The 17,556-nt window shown below is 71.5% G+C and carries 11 protein-coding genes; 8 read left to right on the top strand and 3 right to left on the bottom strand.

Annotation, left to right across the window (positions count from 1 at the left end):
* Positions 1 to 36: 36 nt before the first annotated feature.
* Positions 37 to 942, top strand: a complete 906-nt coding sequence (locus OG758_RS34375) for a chitosanase (protein ID WP_326713472.1) — start codon at positions 37 to 39, stop codon at positions 940 to 942.
* 549 nt (positions 943 to 1,491) lie between these two features.
* On the opposite strand, the gene OG758_RS34370 is transcribed toward OG758_RS34375, so the two are convergent.
* The 3 genes from OG758_RS34370 to OG758_RS34360 all read right to left on the bottom strand — a co-directional run bounded on the left by OG758_RS34370 (position 1,492) and on the right by OG758_RS34360 (position 8,625).
* Positions 1,492 to 2,952: a glutamate synthase subunit beta gene (locus tag OG758_RS34370; RefSeq protein ID WP_326713471.1), complete on the bottom strand. Its 1,461-nt coding sequence runs from the start codon at positions 2,950 to 2,952 to the stop codon at positions 1,492 to 1,494.
* A complete protein-coding gene (gltB, locus tag OG758_RS34365; RefSeq protein WP_326713470.1) occupies positions 2,945 to 7,546 on the bottom strand; it encodes a glutamate synthase large subunit in 4,602 nt (1,533 codons plus the stop codon). Before gltB ends, OG758_RS34370 begins: the two co-directional genes overlap by 8 nt.
* A gap of 347 nt (positions 7,547 to 7,893) precedes the next feature.
* Positions 7,894 to 8,625 carry a VIT1/CCC1 transporter family protein gene (locus OG758_RS34360; protein ID WP_326713469.1) on the bottom strand — a complete coding sequence of 244 codons (732 nt, stop codon included), beginning with the start codon at positions 8,623 to 8,625 and terminating at the stop codon, positions 7,894 to 7,896.
* A 273-nt stretch (positions 8,626 to 8,898) separates the two neighbouring features.
* Here OG758_RS34360 and OG758_RS34355 point away from each other — a divergent pair, with 273 nt between their 5' ends.
* The 7 genes from OG758_RS34355 to OG758_RS34325 all read left to right on the top strand — a co-directional run bounded on the left by OG758_RS34355 (position 8,899) and on the right by OG758_RS34325 (position 17,507).
* Positions 8,899 to 9,939 carry a LacI family DNA-binding transcriptional regulator gene (locus OG758_RS34355; protein WP_326713468.1) on the top strand — a complete coding sequence of 347 codons (1,041 nt, stop codon included), beginning with the start codon at positions 8,899 to 8,901 and terminating at the stop codon, positions 9,937 to 9,939.
* A gap of 34 nt (positions 9,940 to 9,973) precedes the next feature.
* On the top strand, positions 9,974 to 11,083 hold the full coding sequence (locus OG758_RS34350) for an ADP-ribosylglycohydrolase family protein (protein WP_326713467.1): 1,110 nt from the start codon (positions 9,974 to 9,976) through the stop codon (positions 11,081 to 11,083).
* A gap of 401 nt (positions 11,084 to 11,484) precedes the next feature.
* On the top strand, positions 11,485 to 12,684 hold the full coding sequence (locus OG758_RS34345; protein ID WP_326713466.1) for an ADP-ribosylglycohydrolase family protein: 1,200 nt from the start codon (positions 11,485 to 11,487) through the stop codon (positions 12,682 to 12,684).
* Positions 12,684 to 13,907: an ADP-ribosylglycohydrolase family protein gene (locus OG758_RS34340; protein WP_326713465.1), complete on the top strand. Its 1,224-nt coding sequence runs from the start codon at positions 12,684 to 12,686 to the stop codon at positions 13,905 to 13,907. Before OG758_RS34345 ends, OG758_RS34340 begins: the two co-directional genes overlap by 1 nt.
* A complete protein-coding gene (locus tag OG758_RS34335; protein WP_326713464.1) occupies positions 13,907 to 15,409 on the top strand; it encodes an ADP-ribosylglycohydrolase family protein in 1,503 nt (500 codons plus the stop codon). The genes OG758_RS34340 and OG758_RS34335 overlap by 1 nt, the downstream gene beginning before the upstream one ends.
* Complete coding sequence (locus tag OG758_RS34330) at positions 15,406 to 16,674, top strand: CaiB/BaiF CoA transferase family protein (protein WP_326713463.1); 1,269 nt, start codon at positions 15,406 to 15,408, stop codon at positions 16,672 to 16,674. Before OG758_RS34335 ends, OG758_RS34330 begins: the two co-directional genes overlap by 4 nt.
* Positions 16,671 to 17,507, top strand: a complete 837-nt coding sequence (locus OG758_RS34325) for an HpcH/HpaI aldolase/citrate lyase family protein (RefSeq protein WP_326713462.1) — start codon at positions 16,671 to 16,673, stop codon at positions 17,505 to 17,507. Before OG758_RS34330 ends, OG758_RS34325 begins: the two co-directional genes overlap by 4 nt.
* Positions 17,508 to 17,556 lie beyond the last annotated feature (49 nt).

Genomic DNA, 17,556 nt, shown 5'->3' with positions numbered 1-17,556 from the left:
CCGGAGCCGGTGCCTCCGCCACGTAATCTGAGCCGCATGAAACGCGCAGGCTGCATACTCCTGGCCGTGGCTCCGGTCGCCACGGTCGCGGTGTTCCTCTTCACCCCCGGGCACGACGACGGCAAGGGCGGCTCGCACGGCTCGTCCACGTCGCGCCGGTCCACCGAGGACGCCGCGGCTGCCAAGGCCGCAGCGGAGAAGCAGGCCGACGACGATGCCATCGCCGACCTGCCGCCCGGCCTCGCCGCTCCCGCGAAGAAGGACCTCGCCCAGCAGATCGTGGCCAGCGCGGAGAACTCCACGCTCGACTGGCGCGGCCAGTACGGCTACATCGAGGACATCAAGGACGGGCAGGGCTACACGGCCGGGATCATCGGCTTCTGCACCGGCACGCACGACCTGCTCACCCTCGTCGAGCGGTACACGAAGGCCCACCCGGACAACGGCCTCGCCCGCTATCTGCCCGCCCTGCGCAAGGTCGACGGCACGGACTCCCACGAGGGCCTCGACCCCGGCTTCACCGCCGCGTGGAAGAAGGAGGCGTCCGACCCCGCCTTCCGCGCCGCCCAGAACTCCGAGCGCGACCGCGTCTACTTCGACCCGGCCGTCCGGCTCGCCAAGCTCGACGGCCTGGGCGCGCTCGGCCAGTTCATCTACTACGACGCGATGGTCCTGCACGGCCCCGGCACCGGCCCGAGCGGCTTCTACGGCCTGCGCGAGAAGGCCATGCGGGAGGCGGACACCCCGGCGCAGGGCGGCAAGGAGAAGGCGTACCTCGACATCTTCCTCGACGTGCGCCGCGCCGCGATGAAGGCGAAGAAGCCGGACCGGGACACGACCCGCATCGACACGGCCCAGCGCCAGTTCCTCTACGACGGCAACCTGACCCTGAAGACACCGCTGGTGTGGAAGGTGTACGGGGAGACGTACCGGGTGCCGTAACCGCGCCGAAGGGGTGGGCCCACGGCGCCCAGCGCATATGGCGCCCACTCAAGTCCTGGTTCCACATGCCCCTCACGGGCACCACCTGCGCAGGTGTCACTCCCACCAACTACCCTCGAACGTGCGTATGGGTTAGGCACGCACTGGCGACCGCACCACGGGGGAAGGCAGACGGGGATGGGTCACACGATTCCGGGCTGGCTGGACGAGGTCCTGGATCTCATCGGCATCAACTTCCCGAACGTGGACGAGGACGACTACCGCGAAATGGCCGACGCCATGCGGGAGTTCGCGTAGAAGTTCGAGGGCCACGGCGGCGACGCGCACAAGGCGTTCAGCCGTCTCCTGACCATCGCCGTGTGCCCCCGCGACCCCCACCATCCGCTCCGGCTCGTCACTCAGTGAGTGACCGGCGCGGCCGGGGGTGGACGCACCGCGACGCCCGCCCAGGCGTCCGGTCGGGGACAGGTCGGGCGAGCGTCGCGCTCAGTTCCGTACGCCGTTGTACGGGACGTCTTTTGAGGGGCCGTCAGGCCGCCGTCGCGTCGGTCAGACGGTCAGGGAGCGGTCCGTCGGGCGGATCGGCGCCGGCAGTTCGCTGGCTCCGGTCAGGAAGCGGTCGACCCCGCGGGCGGCCGAGCGGCCCTCCGCGATGGCCCACACGATGAGTGACTGGCCGCGGCCCGCGTCACCGGCGACGAAGACGCCGGGGACATTGGTCTGGAACTCGTCGTCGCGCGCCACGTTGCCGCGCGCGTCGAGGTCCAGGGCGAACTGGGAGACGAGGCCGTTGTCCTGGTCCGTGCCCGTGAAGCCCATCGCGAGCGTGACCAGCTGGGCGGGGATCCTGCGCTCCGTGCCCGGCTTCTGCGTCAGCTTGCCGTCGATGAACTCCACCTCGACGAGGTGCAGGTACTGGACGTTGCCGTCCTCGTCGCCCTCGAAGTGGGTGGTCGAGACGGAGTAGACCCGCTCGCCGCCCTCCTCGTGCGCGGACGTCACCTTGTAGAGCATGGGGAACGTCGGCCAGGGCTGGCCGGCGTTCCGGTCCTCGCCCGGACGCGGCATGATCTCCAGCTGCGTGACCGAGGCCGCGCCCTGGCGGTGGGCGGTGCCCACGCAGTCCGCGCCGGTGTCGCCGCCGCCGATGACGACGACGTGCTTGCCCTCGGCGGAGACGGGCGTGGTGACGTAGTCGCCCTCCTGGACCTTGTTGGCCAGGGGCAGGTACTCCATCGCCTGGTAGACGCCCTTGAGTTCACGCCCCGGGACCGGCAGGTCGCGGGCGGTCGTGGCACCGGCGGCGATGACCACGGCGTCGTAGCGCTTGCGCAGCTTCGCGGCGTCTATGTCGCGGCCGATCTCCACGCCCGTACGGAACTTGGTGCCCTCCGCGCGCATCTGCTCGATGCGGCGGTTGATGTGGCGCTTCTCCATCTTGAACTCGGGGATGCCGTAGCGGAGCAGGCCGCCGATGCGGTCGGCGCGCTCGTAGACGGCGACCGTGTGACCGGCCCGCGTCAGCTGCTGGGCGGCGGCGAGGCCCGCCGGGCCCGAGCCGATGACGGCGACGGTCTTGCCGGAGAGGCGCTCCGGGGCCTGGGGCGCGACGTCGCCGCGGTCCCACGCCTGGTCGATGATCGAGACCTCGACGTTCTTGATGGTGACGGCCGGCTGGTTGATGCCGAGCACGCACGCCGACTCACAGGGCGCCGGGCACAGGCGGCCGGTGAACTCCGGGAAGTTGTTGGTGGCGTGCAGCCGCTCCTGCGCCGCCGACCAGTCCTCGCGGTACGCGTAGTCGTTCCACTCGGGGATCAGGTTCCCGAGCGGGCAGCCGTTGTGGCAGAACGGGATGCCGCAGTCCATGCAGCGGCCGGCCTGCTTGCTGATGATGGGGAGCAGGGAGCCGGGAACGTAGACCTCGTTCCAGTCCCGCACGCGCTCGCCGACCGGACGGGTCTTGGCGACCTCGCGGCCATGGTTGAGAAAGCCCTTGGGATCAGCCATTGGTCGCCGCCTCCATCATCTTCTCGGTGGTCTCGGACTCGGAGAGTCCGGCTCGCTCGGCGGCGTCCTTGGCGGCGAGCACTGCCTTGTACGTGCTGGGGATGATCTTGCTGAAGCGGTCCACCGCCACCGTCCACTCCGCGAGGAGCTTCTCGGCGACCGTCGAGCCGGTCTCCTCGGCGTGGCGGCGCACGACGTCGTGCAGCCACTGCTTGTCGGTGTCGTCCAGGGCCTCGACTGCCGTCTGGGACGAGGCATTCACGTTGTCGAGGTCCAGGTCGACGACGTACGCGATGCCGCCGGACATGCCGGCCGCGAAGTTGCGTCCGGTCTCGCCGAGGACGACCGCGCGGCCACCGGTCATGTACTCGCAGCCGTGGTCGCCCACGCCCTCCGAGACGACCGTCGCGCCCGAGTTGCGGACGCAGAAGCGCTCGCCGGTGCGGCCGCGCAGGAACAGCTCGCCGCCCGTGGCGCCGTACGCGATCGTGTTGCCCGCGATCGTCGAGTACTCGGCGAGGTGGTCGGCGCCGCGGTCCGGGCGGACCACGATGCGGCCGCCGGACAGGCCCTTGCCGACGTAGTCGTTGGCGTCGCCCTCCAGGCGCAGGGTCACACCGCGCGGCACGAAAGCGCCGAACGACTGGCCCGCGGAGCCGGTGAAGGTGATGTCGATGGTGTCGTCGGGCAGGCCCGCGCCACCGAACTTCTTCGTCACCTCGTGGCCGAGCATGGTGCCGACCGTGCGGTTGATGTTGCGGATCGCGACCTGGGCGCGGACCGGCTGGGCGTCGGCCTGCGCGTTCGCGGCGAGCGCGTCGGCGGCCAGCTTGATCAGCTCGTTGTCCAGGGCCTTCTCCAGGCCGTGGTCCTGAGTGATCACCTGGTGGCGCACGGCGCCCTCGGGCAGCTCGGGGACGTAGAAGAGGGGCTCGAGGTCGAGGCCCTGGGCCTTCCAGTGGTCCACGGCCCGCTCGGTGTCGAGGAGTTCGGCGTGGCCGACGGCCTCCTCGATGGTGCGGAAACCGAGCTCGGCGAGGATCTCGCGGACCTCTTCGGCGATGAACTCGAAGAAGTTCACGACGAATTCGGCCTTGCCGGAGAACCGCTCGCGCAGGACGGGGTTCTGCGTGGCGATGCCGACCGGGCAGGTGTCCAGGTGGCAGACGCGCATCATGACGCAGCCGGAGACGACGAGCGGCGCGGTCGCGAAACCGAACTCCTCGGCGCCGAGCAGCGCGGCGATGACGACGTCGCGGCCGGTCTTGAGCTGGCCGTCGGTCTGGACGACGATGCGGTCGCGCAGGCCGTTGAGCAGCAGGGTCTGCTGGGTCTCGGCGAGACCGAGCTCCCAGGGACCGCCGGCGTGCTTGAGGGAGGTGAGCGGCGAGGCGCCCGTACCGCCGTCGTGGCCGGAGATGAGCACCACGTCGGCGTGCGCCTTGGAGACACCCGCGGCGACCGTGCCGACGCCGACCTCGGAGACCAGCTTCACGTGAATCCGCGCCTGCGGGTTCGCGTTCTTCAGGTCGTGGATCAGCTGCGCCAGGTCCTCGATGGAGTAGATGTCGTGGTGCGGCGGCGGCGAGATGAGCCCGACGCCCGGCGTCGAGTGACGCGTCTTGGCGACCCACGGGTAGACCTTGTGGCCGGGCAGCTGGCCGCCCTCGCCGGGCTTGGCGCCCTGCGCCATCTTGATCTGGATGTCGTCCGCGTTGACCAGGTACTCGCTCGTGACACCGAAGCGGCCGGAGGCGACCTGCTTGATGCTGGAGCGGCGCGCCGGGTCGTACAGCCGGTCCGCGTCCTCGCCGCCCTCACCGGTGTTGGACTTGGCGCCCAGCTGGTTCATGGCGATGGCGAGGGTCTCGTGCGCCTCCTTGGAGATGGAGCCGTACGACATGGCGCCCGTGGAGAACCGCTTGACGATCTCACTGACCGGCTCGACCTCGTCGATGGAGATCGCTTCGCGGCCGCTCCTGAAGCCGAAGAGGCCGCGCAGCGTCATCAGACGCTCCGACTGCTCGTTCACGCGGCCCGTGTACTTCTTGAAGATGTCGTAGCGGCGGCCCCGCGTCGCGTGCTGGAGGCGGAAGACCGTCTCCGGGTCGAACAGGTGCGGCTCGCCCTCGCGGCGCCACTGGTACTCGCCGCCGATGTCGAGGGCGCGGTGCGCGGGCGCGATGCCGCTCGCCGGGTACGCCTTCGCGTGGCGGGCGGCGACCTCCTTGGCGATGACGTCGAGACCGGCGCCGCCGATCTTCGTCGCCGTGCCGTTGAAGTACTTCTCGACGAAGGCCTCGTCGAGGCCGACGGCCTCGAAGACCTGGGCGCCGCGGTAGGAGGCGACGGTCGAGATGCCCATCTTGGACATGACCTTGAGGACGCCCTTGCCGAGCGCGTAGATCAGGTTGCGGATGGCCTGCTCGGCCCCACCCTCGTCGGCCTGCAGGAACGTGCCGGCGCGGACCAGGTCCTCGACGGACTCCATCGCCAGGTACGGGTTGACGGCCGCGGCGCCGAAGCCGATGAGGAGGGCCACGTGGTGGACCTCGCGCACGTCGCCCGCCTCGACGAGCAGGCCCACCTCGGTGCGCTGCTTCGTGCGGATGAGGTGGTGGTGGACGGCCGCGGTGAGCAGCAGCGACGGGATCGGCGCGTGCTCGGCGTCGGAGTGCCGGTCGGAGAGCACGATCAGGCGGGCGCCGGCCTCTATGGCGGCGTCGGCCTCGGCGCAGATCTCCTCGATGCGGGCGGCGAGCGCGTCGCCGCCGCCGGAGACCCGGTACAGGCCGGACAGGGTCGCGGCCTTCATGCCGGGCATGTCGCCGTCGGCGTTGATGTGGATGAGCTTGGCCAGCTCGTCGTTGTCGATCACCGGGAAGGGCAGGGTGACCGAACGGCAGGAGGCCGCGCTCGGCTCGAGCAGGTTGCCCTGCGGGCCGAGGGTGGAGCGCAGCGAGGTGACGAGCTCCTCGCGGATGGCGTCCAGCGGCGGGTTCGTGACCTGCGCGAACAGCTGGGTGAAGTAGTCGAAGATCAGCCGCGGGCGGGCGGAGAGCGCCGCGATCGGCGAGTCCGTGCCCATGGAGCCGAGCGGCTCGCCGCCGGTCTTGGCCATCGGCGTGAGGATGACGCGCAGCTCTTCCTCGGTGTAGCCGAAGGTCTGCTGGCGGCGGGTGACCGAGGCGTGGGTGTGGACGATGTGCTCGCGCTCGGGGAGGTCCTCGAGCTCGATCTCGCCGGCCTCGAGCCATTCGGCGTACGGCTTGTCGGCGGCCAGGCCGGCCTTGATCTCGTCGTCCTCGATGATGCGGTGCTCGACGGTGTCGACGAGGAACATCTTGCCGGGCTGGAGGCGGCCCTTGCGGACGACCTTCGCGGGGTCGATGTCGAGGACGCCGACCTCGGAGCCGAGGACGACGAGGCCCTCGTCGGTGACCCAGTAACGGCCGGGGCGCAGACCGTTGCGGTCGAGAACGGCGCCCACCTGCGTACCGTCGGTGAAGGTCACGCACGCCGGGCCGTCCCAGGGCTCCATCATCGCGGAGTGGAACTGGTAGAAGGCGCGGCGGTCGGCCGCCATGGAGGCGTGGTTCTCCCAGGCCTCCGGGATCATCATCAGGACGCTGTGCGGCAGGGAGCGGCCGCCGAGGTGCAGCAGTTCGAGCACCTCGTCGAAGGACGCGGAGTCCGAGGCGTCGGGCGTACAGACGGGGAAGATCCGCGACAGGTCCTCGGCGCCGAACAGGTCGGAGGCGAGCTGCGACTCGCGCGCCTTCATCCAGTTCCGGTTGCCCTTGACCGTGTTGATCTCGCCGTTGTGCGCGACGAAGCGGTACGGGTGCGCGAGCGGCCAGCTCGGGAAGGTGTTCGTGGAGAACCGCGAGTGGACGAGCGCGATCGCAGATGCGAATCGGCGGTCCGACAGGTCGGGGAAGAAGGGCTCGAGCTGGCCGGTGGTCAGCATGCCCTTGTAGACGATGGTGCGGGCGGAGAGCGACGGGAAGTACACGCCGGCCTCGCGCTCGGCGCGCTTGCGCAGGACGAAGGCCTTGCGGTCGAGCGCGATGTCCTTCGCAGTGCCGTCGGCGTCCGAGACGAAGATCTGGCGGAAGGCCGGCATCGTCGAGCGGGCGGTGGCGCCGAGGAGCTGCGGAGCGACCGGCACCTCGCGCCAGCCGAGGACGGTGAGGCCCTCCGCGGCGGCGATCGTCTCGATCTGTGAGACGGCGGCGGCGTTGTCGGCCTCGTCGACGGGCAGGAAGGCAATGCCGACCGCGTACGCGCCGGCGTCGGGCAGATCGAAGGAGACCGCGGCACGCAGGAAGGCGTCCGGGACCTGGGACAGGATGCCCGCTCCGTCACCCGAGTCGGGCTCGGAACCGGTGGCACCTCGGTGCTCCAGGTTGCGCAGAACCGTGAGCGCCTGTTCGACCAGCGCGTGGCTCGCCTCGCCGGTGAGGGTGGCCACGAAGCCGACGCCACAGGCGTCGTGCTCGTTGCGGGGGTCGTACATGCCCTGGGCGGCAGGGCGAGCATCCATGAACGGCTGGTTCATGGAGTGCTGGGACGGCTGGCGCGGCGTGCGCATCGGCTCTCCCGTCGTCGATTTTCGTGGCATATGACATCTGCCGAGGGACGACGTTGGCCCTCTGCTGGGGGTGCAAATTTCGTACAAGTTACATGATGGATCGGTTCTCGGGAACCGGACACTACGTTCCAGCATGCGGACACCGCGGTGGCGGTGGCGGTGCCGCTCCCGGTGACGGAACGGCGGCGTAATGGGGGACCTTCACGGGCAGATCGATGTCCGCGGGTCCATGAGCGAGGCGGGCGTCTTTGCCCGCAGCGCTTACGGCTCATGCCCCGCCGTAAAGCAATCGAAACCGCCGAGTAACGGCTACTTATACAGAGATCCGTATAGCCATCACTGGGGCGTCATCCTACGGCTGTACCGAACAGGTTGCCCAGGAGATACGTCACACCCGCCGCGGCACCACCGAGAGCCAGCTGGCGTACCCCGCTGAACCACCAGGACCGCGCCGTCACCTTGGCCACGATCGCCCCACAGGCGAAGAGACCGACGAGGGCGAGCAGGACCGCGGGCCACAGGGCGCTCGCACCGAGCAGATAGGGCAGCAGCGGAAGCAGGGCGCCGAGCGCGAAGGACCCGAAGGAGGAGACGGCGGCGACGGTCGGCGACGGCAGGTCGCCGGGGTCGATACCCAGCTCCTCGCGCGCGTGGATCTCGAGGGCCTGCTCGGGGTCCTTCGACAGCTGGCGCGCGACTTCCCGGGCGAGGTCGGGCTCCACGCCACGCGACATGTAGAGGTCGGCGAGCTCCCGCTCCTCGTCCGCCGGGTGCTTCCTCAACTCCCGTCGCTCGACGTCAAGTTCGGCCTCGACCAGCTCGCGCTGGGAGGCGACGGAGGTGTACTCGCCGGCGGCCATGGAGAAGGCGCCGGCGGCAAGGCCGGAGAGCCCGGTGATGATGATCGTCTGCTGCGACACGGCGCCGCCCGCGACACCGGTCATCAGGGCCAGGTTCGAGACGAGTCCGTCCATCGCGCCGAACACCGCGGGGCGCAGCCAGCCACCGTTGACATCGCGGTGCGTGTGGTTGTCGCGGTGCGCGTCATGCAGCGTCGCCTCGGTCTCGATGATGGCCATTTCGCCCAGTGCTCCTCTCGTACGGAGCCCATGCCGCGCAGCGTTCCCGCGGGCCCGGACTCCCCCCTCAACAGAGTCGAAAGTACGCACGGATTCGGCCCCCCGCCAGCAAGGAAGGCCGTACTTACCAGGGCTTTCGACCGCTTTGCCCACCCACTCGAACGGCCCTCACCGTCACCCGAGAGATGGATCACATGATCTGAGCGTTGACGGACGGGGGAAACATCGCCGCAACACCTGTAAACGTTTCCAACTGCGGTGAGGAGCGATCCCATGTCTCCGGTGCCGGGCGGCGGCCAGCCGACGATCGTGTCGATCGCGCGGCAGGCCGGGGTCTCCATCGCCTCGGTCTCCCGTGTCCTCAACGGCCTGGGCGCGCGGCGGGAGACCGTCGAGCGGGTGGAGCGCGCCGCGTCGGAACTCGGCTACGTACCCAACGCCGTGGCCCGCTCCCTCAAGGACGGCAGGACCCGGCAGCTCACCTTCGCGCTGCCCGACATCGGCAACCCGGCCTACGTGGCGATGGTCCGCGCCGTCCAGGGCGTCACCAAAACGGCGGGCTACCGCCTGCTCCTGCACTCCACGGACGCGGTCGTCGACGACGAACTCGCCGTCCTGCGCAGCCTCGGCGACCGCACCAGCGACGGCCTGATCATCTGCCCCATCCGCATCACCGACGACCACATCGACGCGCTGACCTGCGCGGCGGGCCCCGTCGTGGTCATGGGATCCCTGCCGTCCGGGGTGCCCGTGGACAGTGTCCGCGCCGACTCGGTGACGGGCGCGGCCCTCGCCGTACGCCATCTGCACGACACCGGCTGCCGCCGCATCGGGTTCATCAACGGCCCCTCCGACACGGTCCCCGGCCGCAACCGCGAGGAGGGCTACCGCGCGGCTCTCGCCGAGTGCGGACTCGCGTACGACGACGCGCTGGTCGTCGAGACCGGCTTCGGCATCGAGGCGGGCGCCCGGGCCGCCGGAGAACTGCTCGGCCGGCGCCCCGACGCCGTGTTCTGCGCCAACGACCAGCTGGCGCTCGGCGCGGCCCGCGCACTGCACGCGCGGGGCCTGCGCATACCGCAGGACGTGGCGGTCGCGGGGATGGACGACAGCGTGCTCGCCCGATCCGTGTGGCCCCCGCTGACCAGCGTCGACCTGGGCTCGACAGAACGCGGGCGGCGCGCGGCCGAACTCCTGGTGGAACGCCTGGACGGAACGGCCCCGATCCCCCGCGGCACCACGGCCACGGCCCCACCGCGCCTGGTGGTCCGCGCATCCACAGCACTGCCGACCGAGAACACGAGGTCCACATGAGTGCCCACCGCACCTCGCAGAGCCCGAACACGCCATGAGCGTCAGCCTCGACCCCGACCCGTCGCCGGGCTCGGAAGGTCCCCGAAGGCTCGGCACGGTCCCGCACCGCCAGCCGCCGGCCGCGATCTCCCTGCGGGACCGTGCCCGGGGAGCCCTGCTCGGCCTCGCGGTGGGCGACGCGCTCGGCGCGCCCGCCGAGAACATGAAGCCGTCGCAGATCCGCGAACGATGGGGCCGTATCGAAGGGTTCGTCTCGCCGGACCCGGCGGGCACGGACGACACCGAGTACGCGATCTTCTCGGGCCTGCTGCTCGCGGACCACGGTTCGGCGCTCACCGTGGGACATGTCGAGGCGGCCTGGCACACATGGATCGCCGACCGCGACGAGGGCCCGTTCCGGGGCGCGGGCTTCAGCGAGAGAGGAACCCTGGAAAACCTGCGCCGGGGCCTTGCGGCGCCCATCTCGGCGCAGCACCGACATGCGTGGAGCGACGGACTCGCCATGCGGGCGGCCCCGTTCGGGGTGTACGCGGCGGGCCGCCCGGCGGAGGCGGCACGTCTCGTGGCGGTGGACGGCTCGGTGTCGCACGACGGGGAGGGCATCCTCGGGGGCCGGGCGGTGGCGGCCGGGGTCGCGGCGGCGATGGTGAGCCACAACCCGGACACGGTGGTCCAGGCAGCGCTGTCCGCGATCCCCGAGGACTCCTGGACGGCACGCTCGCTGCACCGCGCGGTGGCGGCGGCCCGCAGCGCCCGCCGCGATCCCGACGGCACCCAGCTCTCCATGGAACGAGAGGTACGCCGGGCCGTGGTGATCGGCGGCTACCCCTGGCCGGATCTGGCCCCCGAGGCGGTGGGCCTTGCCTTCGGCGCGTTCGCCGCGGCCCGGGGCGATTTCAGGGAGTCGGTCCTGATGGCGGTGAACATGGGCCGCGACGCGGACACGACGGCCGCGGTGGCGGGTGCCCTGGCCGGCGCACTACGCGGCGAACGGACGATCCCCGCCGACTGGGCGACGACGATCGGCCCGGTCCGAGGCAGCTGCCTCCCGTCAATGACGGGACGTCACATCCTGGACATCGCCAACACCTTGACCCCCAAACCACCGCTCACGCCCGCCCCCTCAGCGGGGGCCACACCGTGACTCCCACCCCCCAACACGCCCACCCCCAATACCTCCCCCGCAGCCCACACAGAGCGGCCAACCCACCACCCCGCACCCACCCACCCACGTACACGGCCCGACGGACCCCGGCCCGACGGACCCCGGCCCCAAACCAGCCGCACCCGCGACCGAACGGAAGGGGCCGGGCCGGTATGCCCACCCGGAGCCGACACGCTGCCGCACCCGCGACCGAACCGAAGGGGCCGGGCCGGTATGTCCGCCCGGAGCCGGCACACACAACTGACGCGCACGAAATGCAACGCCGAACCATCCAAGCGAGGACGGACATACCGGCCCGGCCCCGCACCCACAACGGTCGCGAGCCACAAGCCGAAAACAGGCCCGCACCCGCCAGCCCGCCCCGGAGAGGCCCGCACAACATGACGCCCCCCACGGTCACACCCGAAACGAAACCCCGCGCCACAGCACCCCCCACCACCCCCCGCCGGATCGAGGGCCTCCTGCTCGGCATCGCCGCAGGCGACGCCGCGGGCTGGCCCTCAGGCCGACACCGCGCGGCCCGCCTCCCCGACTGGACCCGCCGCCTGACCCGAGAACTGGACACGTTCGCGGAGCAGAACGCGACGACGACGCTCCCCGTGCCGATCGCGCTCAACCAGCCCCCGGAACCCCTGCGCCTGGGCCCGTCGGACGACGCGGAATGGGCGGCGTTCACGGCGGCCTCGGTCCTGAACGCCACCAAGGCGAGAGCCCAGAGCACGGACCTCCCCCTGGACAGTCAGGTACGCAAGGCACTCACGCTCGCCTGGAACACCCTCGCCGCCGAGGTGGCCGAGGCAACGGCCCGCGCGGACGAGATCGAGTCGGCGCGCATGCCGATGCGGGCACGCATCTCCGTAAGAGCGGGCCTGGGCAACCTGGCGGCGGGCCTGAGCCCCCCGGCCACAGGACACGACAACCCGCACTACTTCGACGACGCGGCCTGCGTACGCGCGGCCGTACTGGCCGTGGTCCACCCGGGCGACCCCGAACCCGCCGCGGAGCTGGCGGAGTTCGACGCCCGGTACACCCAGGACGGCGACGGAGTGCACGGCGCCAGAGCCATGGCGGCGGCCGTGGCGACAGCACTGGGCGGCGCCCCGGTGGACGCCTGCGTGGACGCCGCGCTGGCCCAGCTCCCCGAGGGAACCGAGATCCGCCGCAACGCGCTGCACGCGGTGGACCTGGCGCGAAGGGCGGCCGAGGCCCGCCCCGGCCTGCCGGGAAACGCGTTCGCGCTGGTCCCGGTTCTGGAGCACGAGATCGTCGACCACGTCTACAGCTACGGCATCGCAGCGGCGGAAACGGTCCCGGTGGCCCTGGCCGTGGCGACCGCGGCCGGCGGCGACGTGACGGAGGCGGTACCCACGGCGGCGTGCCTCTCGCGGGTGGCGGACTCGGCCCCGGCACTGGCGGGCGCGCTGACCGGAGCGATCGGCGGAGCCGACACGCTCCCGGCGAGCTGGCGGGACGCCTGCCGCAGGCTCGCGGGCTGCGCACTGCCGCGCCTGGCAGGAACGGACCTCGTGGACATCGCAGCAGACCTGACCAGGGCAGCAACCACACCGAAAGGCGCCTGATGACCACCCCCACAACGGCCAACCCCGCACCCACCCCGAAGCGAACCCCACCCCCGAACTCGACCCCCGCCCCCCGTTCCCTGGAGGACCGCACCACCGGAGCCCTCCTGGGCGCCGCGGTGGGCGACGCGCTGGGCGGACCGGTGGAGGGCTGGACTCCGGAGGCGATCGCGGTGCGCCACGGCGGCCGGGTCCGCGGCATCGTGGAGCCGTTCCACAAGGACGACTGGCGTACGGCGCGCCCCATCGCCCCGTACCACAAGGGCGACGGTCACGTCACCGACGACACCTTGATGACGCACGCGCTGATCAGGGTCTACGAGAACGTACGGGACCACCTGGACGCGTACGCGGTCGCAGACCACCTCGTCCCCGACCTGATCACCAACACCCGCTGGATCCCGGAGCTGGAGGCGGAGGCACTCCCCCTCCAGCGGATCTTCCTGGCCGAGAAGTGGATCGTGGCGCGCATCCACTACGGCCATGTGGACCCGCGCGAGGCGGGCGTGGGCAACATCGTCAACTGCGGCGCGGCGATGTACATGGCTCCGGTCGGAGCGGTGAACGCGGGCAACCCCGGCAGGGCGTACGAGGAGGCGCTGGACGTCGCGGGCGCGCACCAGTCGTCGTACGGCAGGGAGGCGGCCGGCGTCTTCGCGGCCGCGGTCGCCGCGGCGTTCAGGCCGGATGCGACGCCGGAGTCGGTGGTCGAGGAGGCGCTGGCTCTCGCGAAGGACGGCACGAGGTCGGCGATCGAGGCGGTATGCGAAGTGGCGCGTGACCACACGGACTTCGAGGACGCGCTGGGACCGCTGCGGGAGGCGGTCACGCCGTTCGACACGGTCGGTCCGGAGTACCGCAAGCCGTCGCTCGGGGCGCGCCGCCCGTCCCGGCTGCACGCGATCGAGGAGCTGCCGATCGCGCTCGGGATGCTCCTGGTCGGCCAAGGCGACTTCCGGCAGACGGTCCTCGGTTCCGTCAACTACGGCCGCGACTGCGACTCGATCGCGACGATGAGCGGCGCGATCGTAGGTGCGCTGTACGGGGAGTCGGCGGTGCCGCAGGAGTGGAGCGGGGAGGTGGCCCGCGCGAGCAGACTCGACCTGCACACACCGGCGGCCTCACTGGCCCGGGTCGCGCGCGAGGTCTTCGCCAAGGACCTGACCCGCCGCCGGTCCCACGAGGCGGCGTTCGCGGAACTCACCGCGACCGCGGGGTCGTGATGCTGCGCCTCACCTGGGTCCAGCCCGAGGACCTGCTCGGCCACGAGCTGCGCCAGGCGGCGCAGGACGGCCGGGACGCGAGCGGGGTGGAGCGCCGCTGGCGCGAGGCGGGCGGCCTCCCGCCCCCCGAGCGCGCGGGAGCGTCACCGCCACCCCAGGACCCGAGGCTACGAGCACTGGCCAACACGCTCCTGGACGAACTGGCCTCAACACAGAGCCCCCTGAGGGCACTTGAACCGACCTCCCTCCCGGAAATCAAGCGGCTCACCCCCCGACCAGCCCGTCCGGCGCGTGAGGACAGGGAACGCGGGGGCCTGGGGGCGGCGCCCGCAGAGACCACCGGGACGAAGAGCCTGCACGCATCGTGGCTGGGCAGAGCGGTCGGCTGCCTCCTGGGCAAACCCGTGGAGAAACTCCCCCTGCACGGCATCCGGGCCATCGCGAAGTCCACGTCCAACTGGCCCCTGAGCACCTGGTTCACGCACCGGAACCTCCCGCAGGACGTGGCGGAGCGCTACCCCTGGAACCGCCGCTCCCGCTCCACCTCCCTCGCCGAGAACATCGACGGCATGCCGGAGGACGACGACCTCAACTACCCGCTCCTCGGCCTGCTCCTGCTCCGGCGCCACGGCGCCGCTTTCACCACGGCGGACGTGGCCCAGCTGTGGCTCGACGAGTTGCCGGCGGGCCGCACGTTCACCGCGGAGCGCATCGCATACCGCAATCTCCTGGACGGCATCGAGCCCCCGCACACGGCCGTGCATCACAACCCGTTCCGGGAGTGGATCGGCGCCCAGATCCGGGCGGACGTCTTCGGCTGGACGAACCCCGGCGACCCTGCCCGGGCGGCCGAACTGGCCCACGCGGACGCGACGTTGACGCACACGGCGAACGGCGTCTACGGAGAGATGTTCGTAGCGGCGGCCATCGCCCACGCAGCACCAACCGCCACCACGGCAACCCACGCAGCAGCACCAACCGCCACCACGCCCCACACCGCGACACCACCCCGCGCCACCCCCACCGTCCACGCCGCCCCCACTCCACCCACCATCCACACCACCCTCAACGCCGGCCTCTCCGTGATCCCACCCGGCTCGCGCTACGCCCAGGCCATCCGCTTCGGCATCGAGACGGCCCGCGCCGAACCCACCGGCACCCCGGCCGGCTTCGCGTGCGTGGTCGACACGCTCCACGCCCGCTACGCCCACGACCACCACTGGGTGCACGTCCTGCCCAACGCGGCGCTCCTCGCCGCCGCGCTCACCCACGCCGACGGTGACTTCACGGGGTCCATCTGCCGTGCGGTGTCGGGTGGCTGGGACACCGACTCGAACGGCGCGACGGCCGGTTCGATCGCCGGCCTCCTCGCCGGCTCCCCCGACGCGATCGACGACCGCTGGACCACCCCGCTCAAGAACCGTCTGGCGACCTCGGTCGCCGACTTCGACGGGATCGGCTTCGACGAACTGGCCAGGCTCACTCAGGAGGCCCGCACATGAATTCCGATCACGACCAGCACACCGCCACCCCCACGCCCGACACACCCACACCCACACCGAACGCCCCCACCTCCCAACACCCCGCCCCCCTGCAGGGCCTGCGCGTCCTCGACCTGGCCACCCTCTTCGCCGGCCCGCTCGCCGCGACCATGCTGGGCGACTTCGGCGCCGACGTGATCAAGGTCGAGCATCCCCGTAAACCGGACCCGTCCCGAGGCCACGGCCCGTCGAAGGACGGCGTCGGCCTGTGGTGGAAGCTCCTCGGCCGCAACAAGCGGAACATCACGCTCGATCTCTCCACACCGGGCGGGCGCGAGATCCTCCTCAAGCTGGTCGCGGACGCGGACGTACTGATCGAGAACTTCCGTCCCGGCACCCTGGAGAAGTGGAACCTCGGCTGGGAGGAGCTGAACGCCGCCAACCCGCGCCTGGTACTCACCCGCGTCACCGCCTTCGGCCAGTTCGGGCCGTACTCGCGGCGCCCCGGATTCGGCACGCTCGCCGAGGCGATGAGCGGCTTCGCGGCGCTCACGGGCGAGCCCGATGGCCCCCCGACACTCCCGCCCTTCGGCCTCGCGGACTCGATCGCCGCCCTCTCCACGTCGTACGCGGTGATGGCCGCGCTCCAGGGCCGCGAGCGGACGGGGCGGGGCCAGGTCGTCGACATGGCGATCATCGAGCCGATGCTGACGGTCCTGGGCCCGCAGCCCATCTGGTACGACCAGCTCGGCTACGTACAGCCGCGCACCGGGAACCGGTCCACGAACAACGCCCCGCGCAACACCTACCGCACGAGCGACGACAAGTGGGTGGCGGTCTCCACGTCCGCCCAGTCGATCGCCGAGCGCGTGATGCGCCTGGTCGGCCGCCCCGAGCTGATCGACGAGCCGTGGTTCGAGACGGGGTCGGGCCGCGCGGGCCACGCCGACGAACTCGACGCCGCGGTCGGCTCCTGGATCGCGCGGCACTCGCGGGACGACGTCCTCGCGGCCTTCGAGAAGGCGGAGGCCGCCATCGCCCCCGTGTTCGACATCCGCGACGTGATGGAGGACGAGCAGTACCAGGCGCTCGGCTCGATCACCGAGGTGCCCGACCCCGAGCTGGGCACGGTCAGGATGCAGAACGTGCTGTTCCGCCTCTCCGAGACCCCCGGCGCGATCAAGTGGGCCGGCCGCCCCCACGGCGCCGACACGGACGAGATCCTCACGGGCCTCGGTCTTTCCCCCTCGGAGATCACCACCCTCCGCGAAGCGGGCGCGCTGTGACCGCCCAGTCCTACGAGACGTTCCTGACCTGGCTCTATGCCCCGGGCGACCGGCCGGAGGTCGTGGTGAAGGCACTCGACTCGGGCGCCGACGTGGTCCTGATCGACCTGGAGGACGCGGTCGCACCCGACCGCAAGACGTACGCCCTCGACGCGACCGCCGAGCTGCTCGCCGAGAAGCACCCGGTGCCGGTGCATGTGAGGGTCAACGCGCTGGACCCGCCGCGCGCCGAGTCCGAGGTCAGACGGCTCACCCCGCTCCCGGGCCTCGGCGCCCTGCGCCTCCCCAAGGTCCACGGCCCCGCCGACCTGGACCGTGTCTCGGACTGGTCGGTCGAGGTGCCGCCCCTGTACGCCCTCCTGGAGTCGGCGCTCGGCGTCGAGCACGCGTACGAGATCGCGCGGCATCCCGGCGTACGGGGCATCGCGCTGGGCGAGGCGGATCTGCGGGCGGAGCTCGGCGTGACGAACGGCGAGGGTCTGGCGTGGCCACGCGGGCGGGCGATCGTCGCCGCGCGCGCCGCGGCGCTGCCCCCGCCGCCACAGTCCGTCTACCCGGACGTCCGCGACACGGTGGGCCTGGCCCGCTCCTGTTCGCACGGCCGGGCACTCGGCTTCTTCGGCCGCATGGCGATCCACCCCCGCCAGCTCCCCGTCATCGAGGCCGCGTTCCTGCCGACGGCGGCGGAGGTCGACGCGGCGACGGAGGTCGTCGGCGCCGCCGCCACGGAGGCGGGGGCCCTGGCACTGCCCGACGGCCGCTTCGTCGACGCGGCGATCGTGTCGGACGCGCGCCGGGTCCTTGCGCTGGCGTCACGCCGTCGCGGGGGCTGACCGGGACAGCGCGACGGGGGCGCCGGATCGAATCGATCCGGCGCCCCCG

The organism is Streptomyces sp. NBC_01474, from assembly GCF_035918215.1.
GTDB classification, from domain to species: Bacteria; Actinomycetota; Actinomycetes; order Streptomycetales; family Streptomycetaceae; genus Streptomyces; species Streptomyces aureus.
The sequence above is the reverse complement of the archived record's forward strand: the minus strand, read 5'-3'. Positions and strand labels throughout refer to the sequence as shown.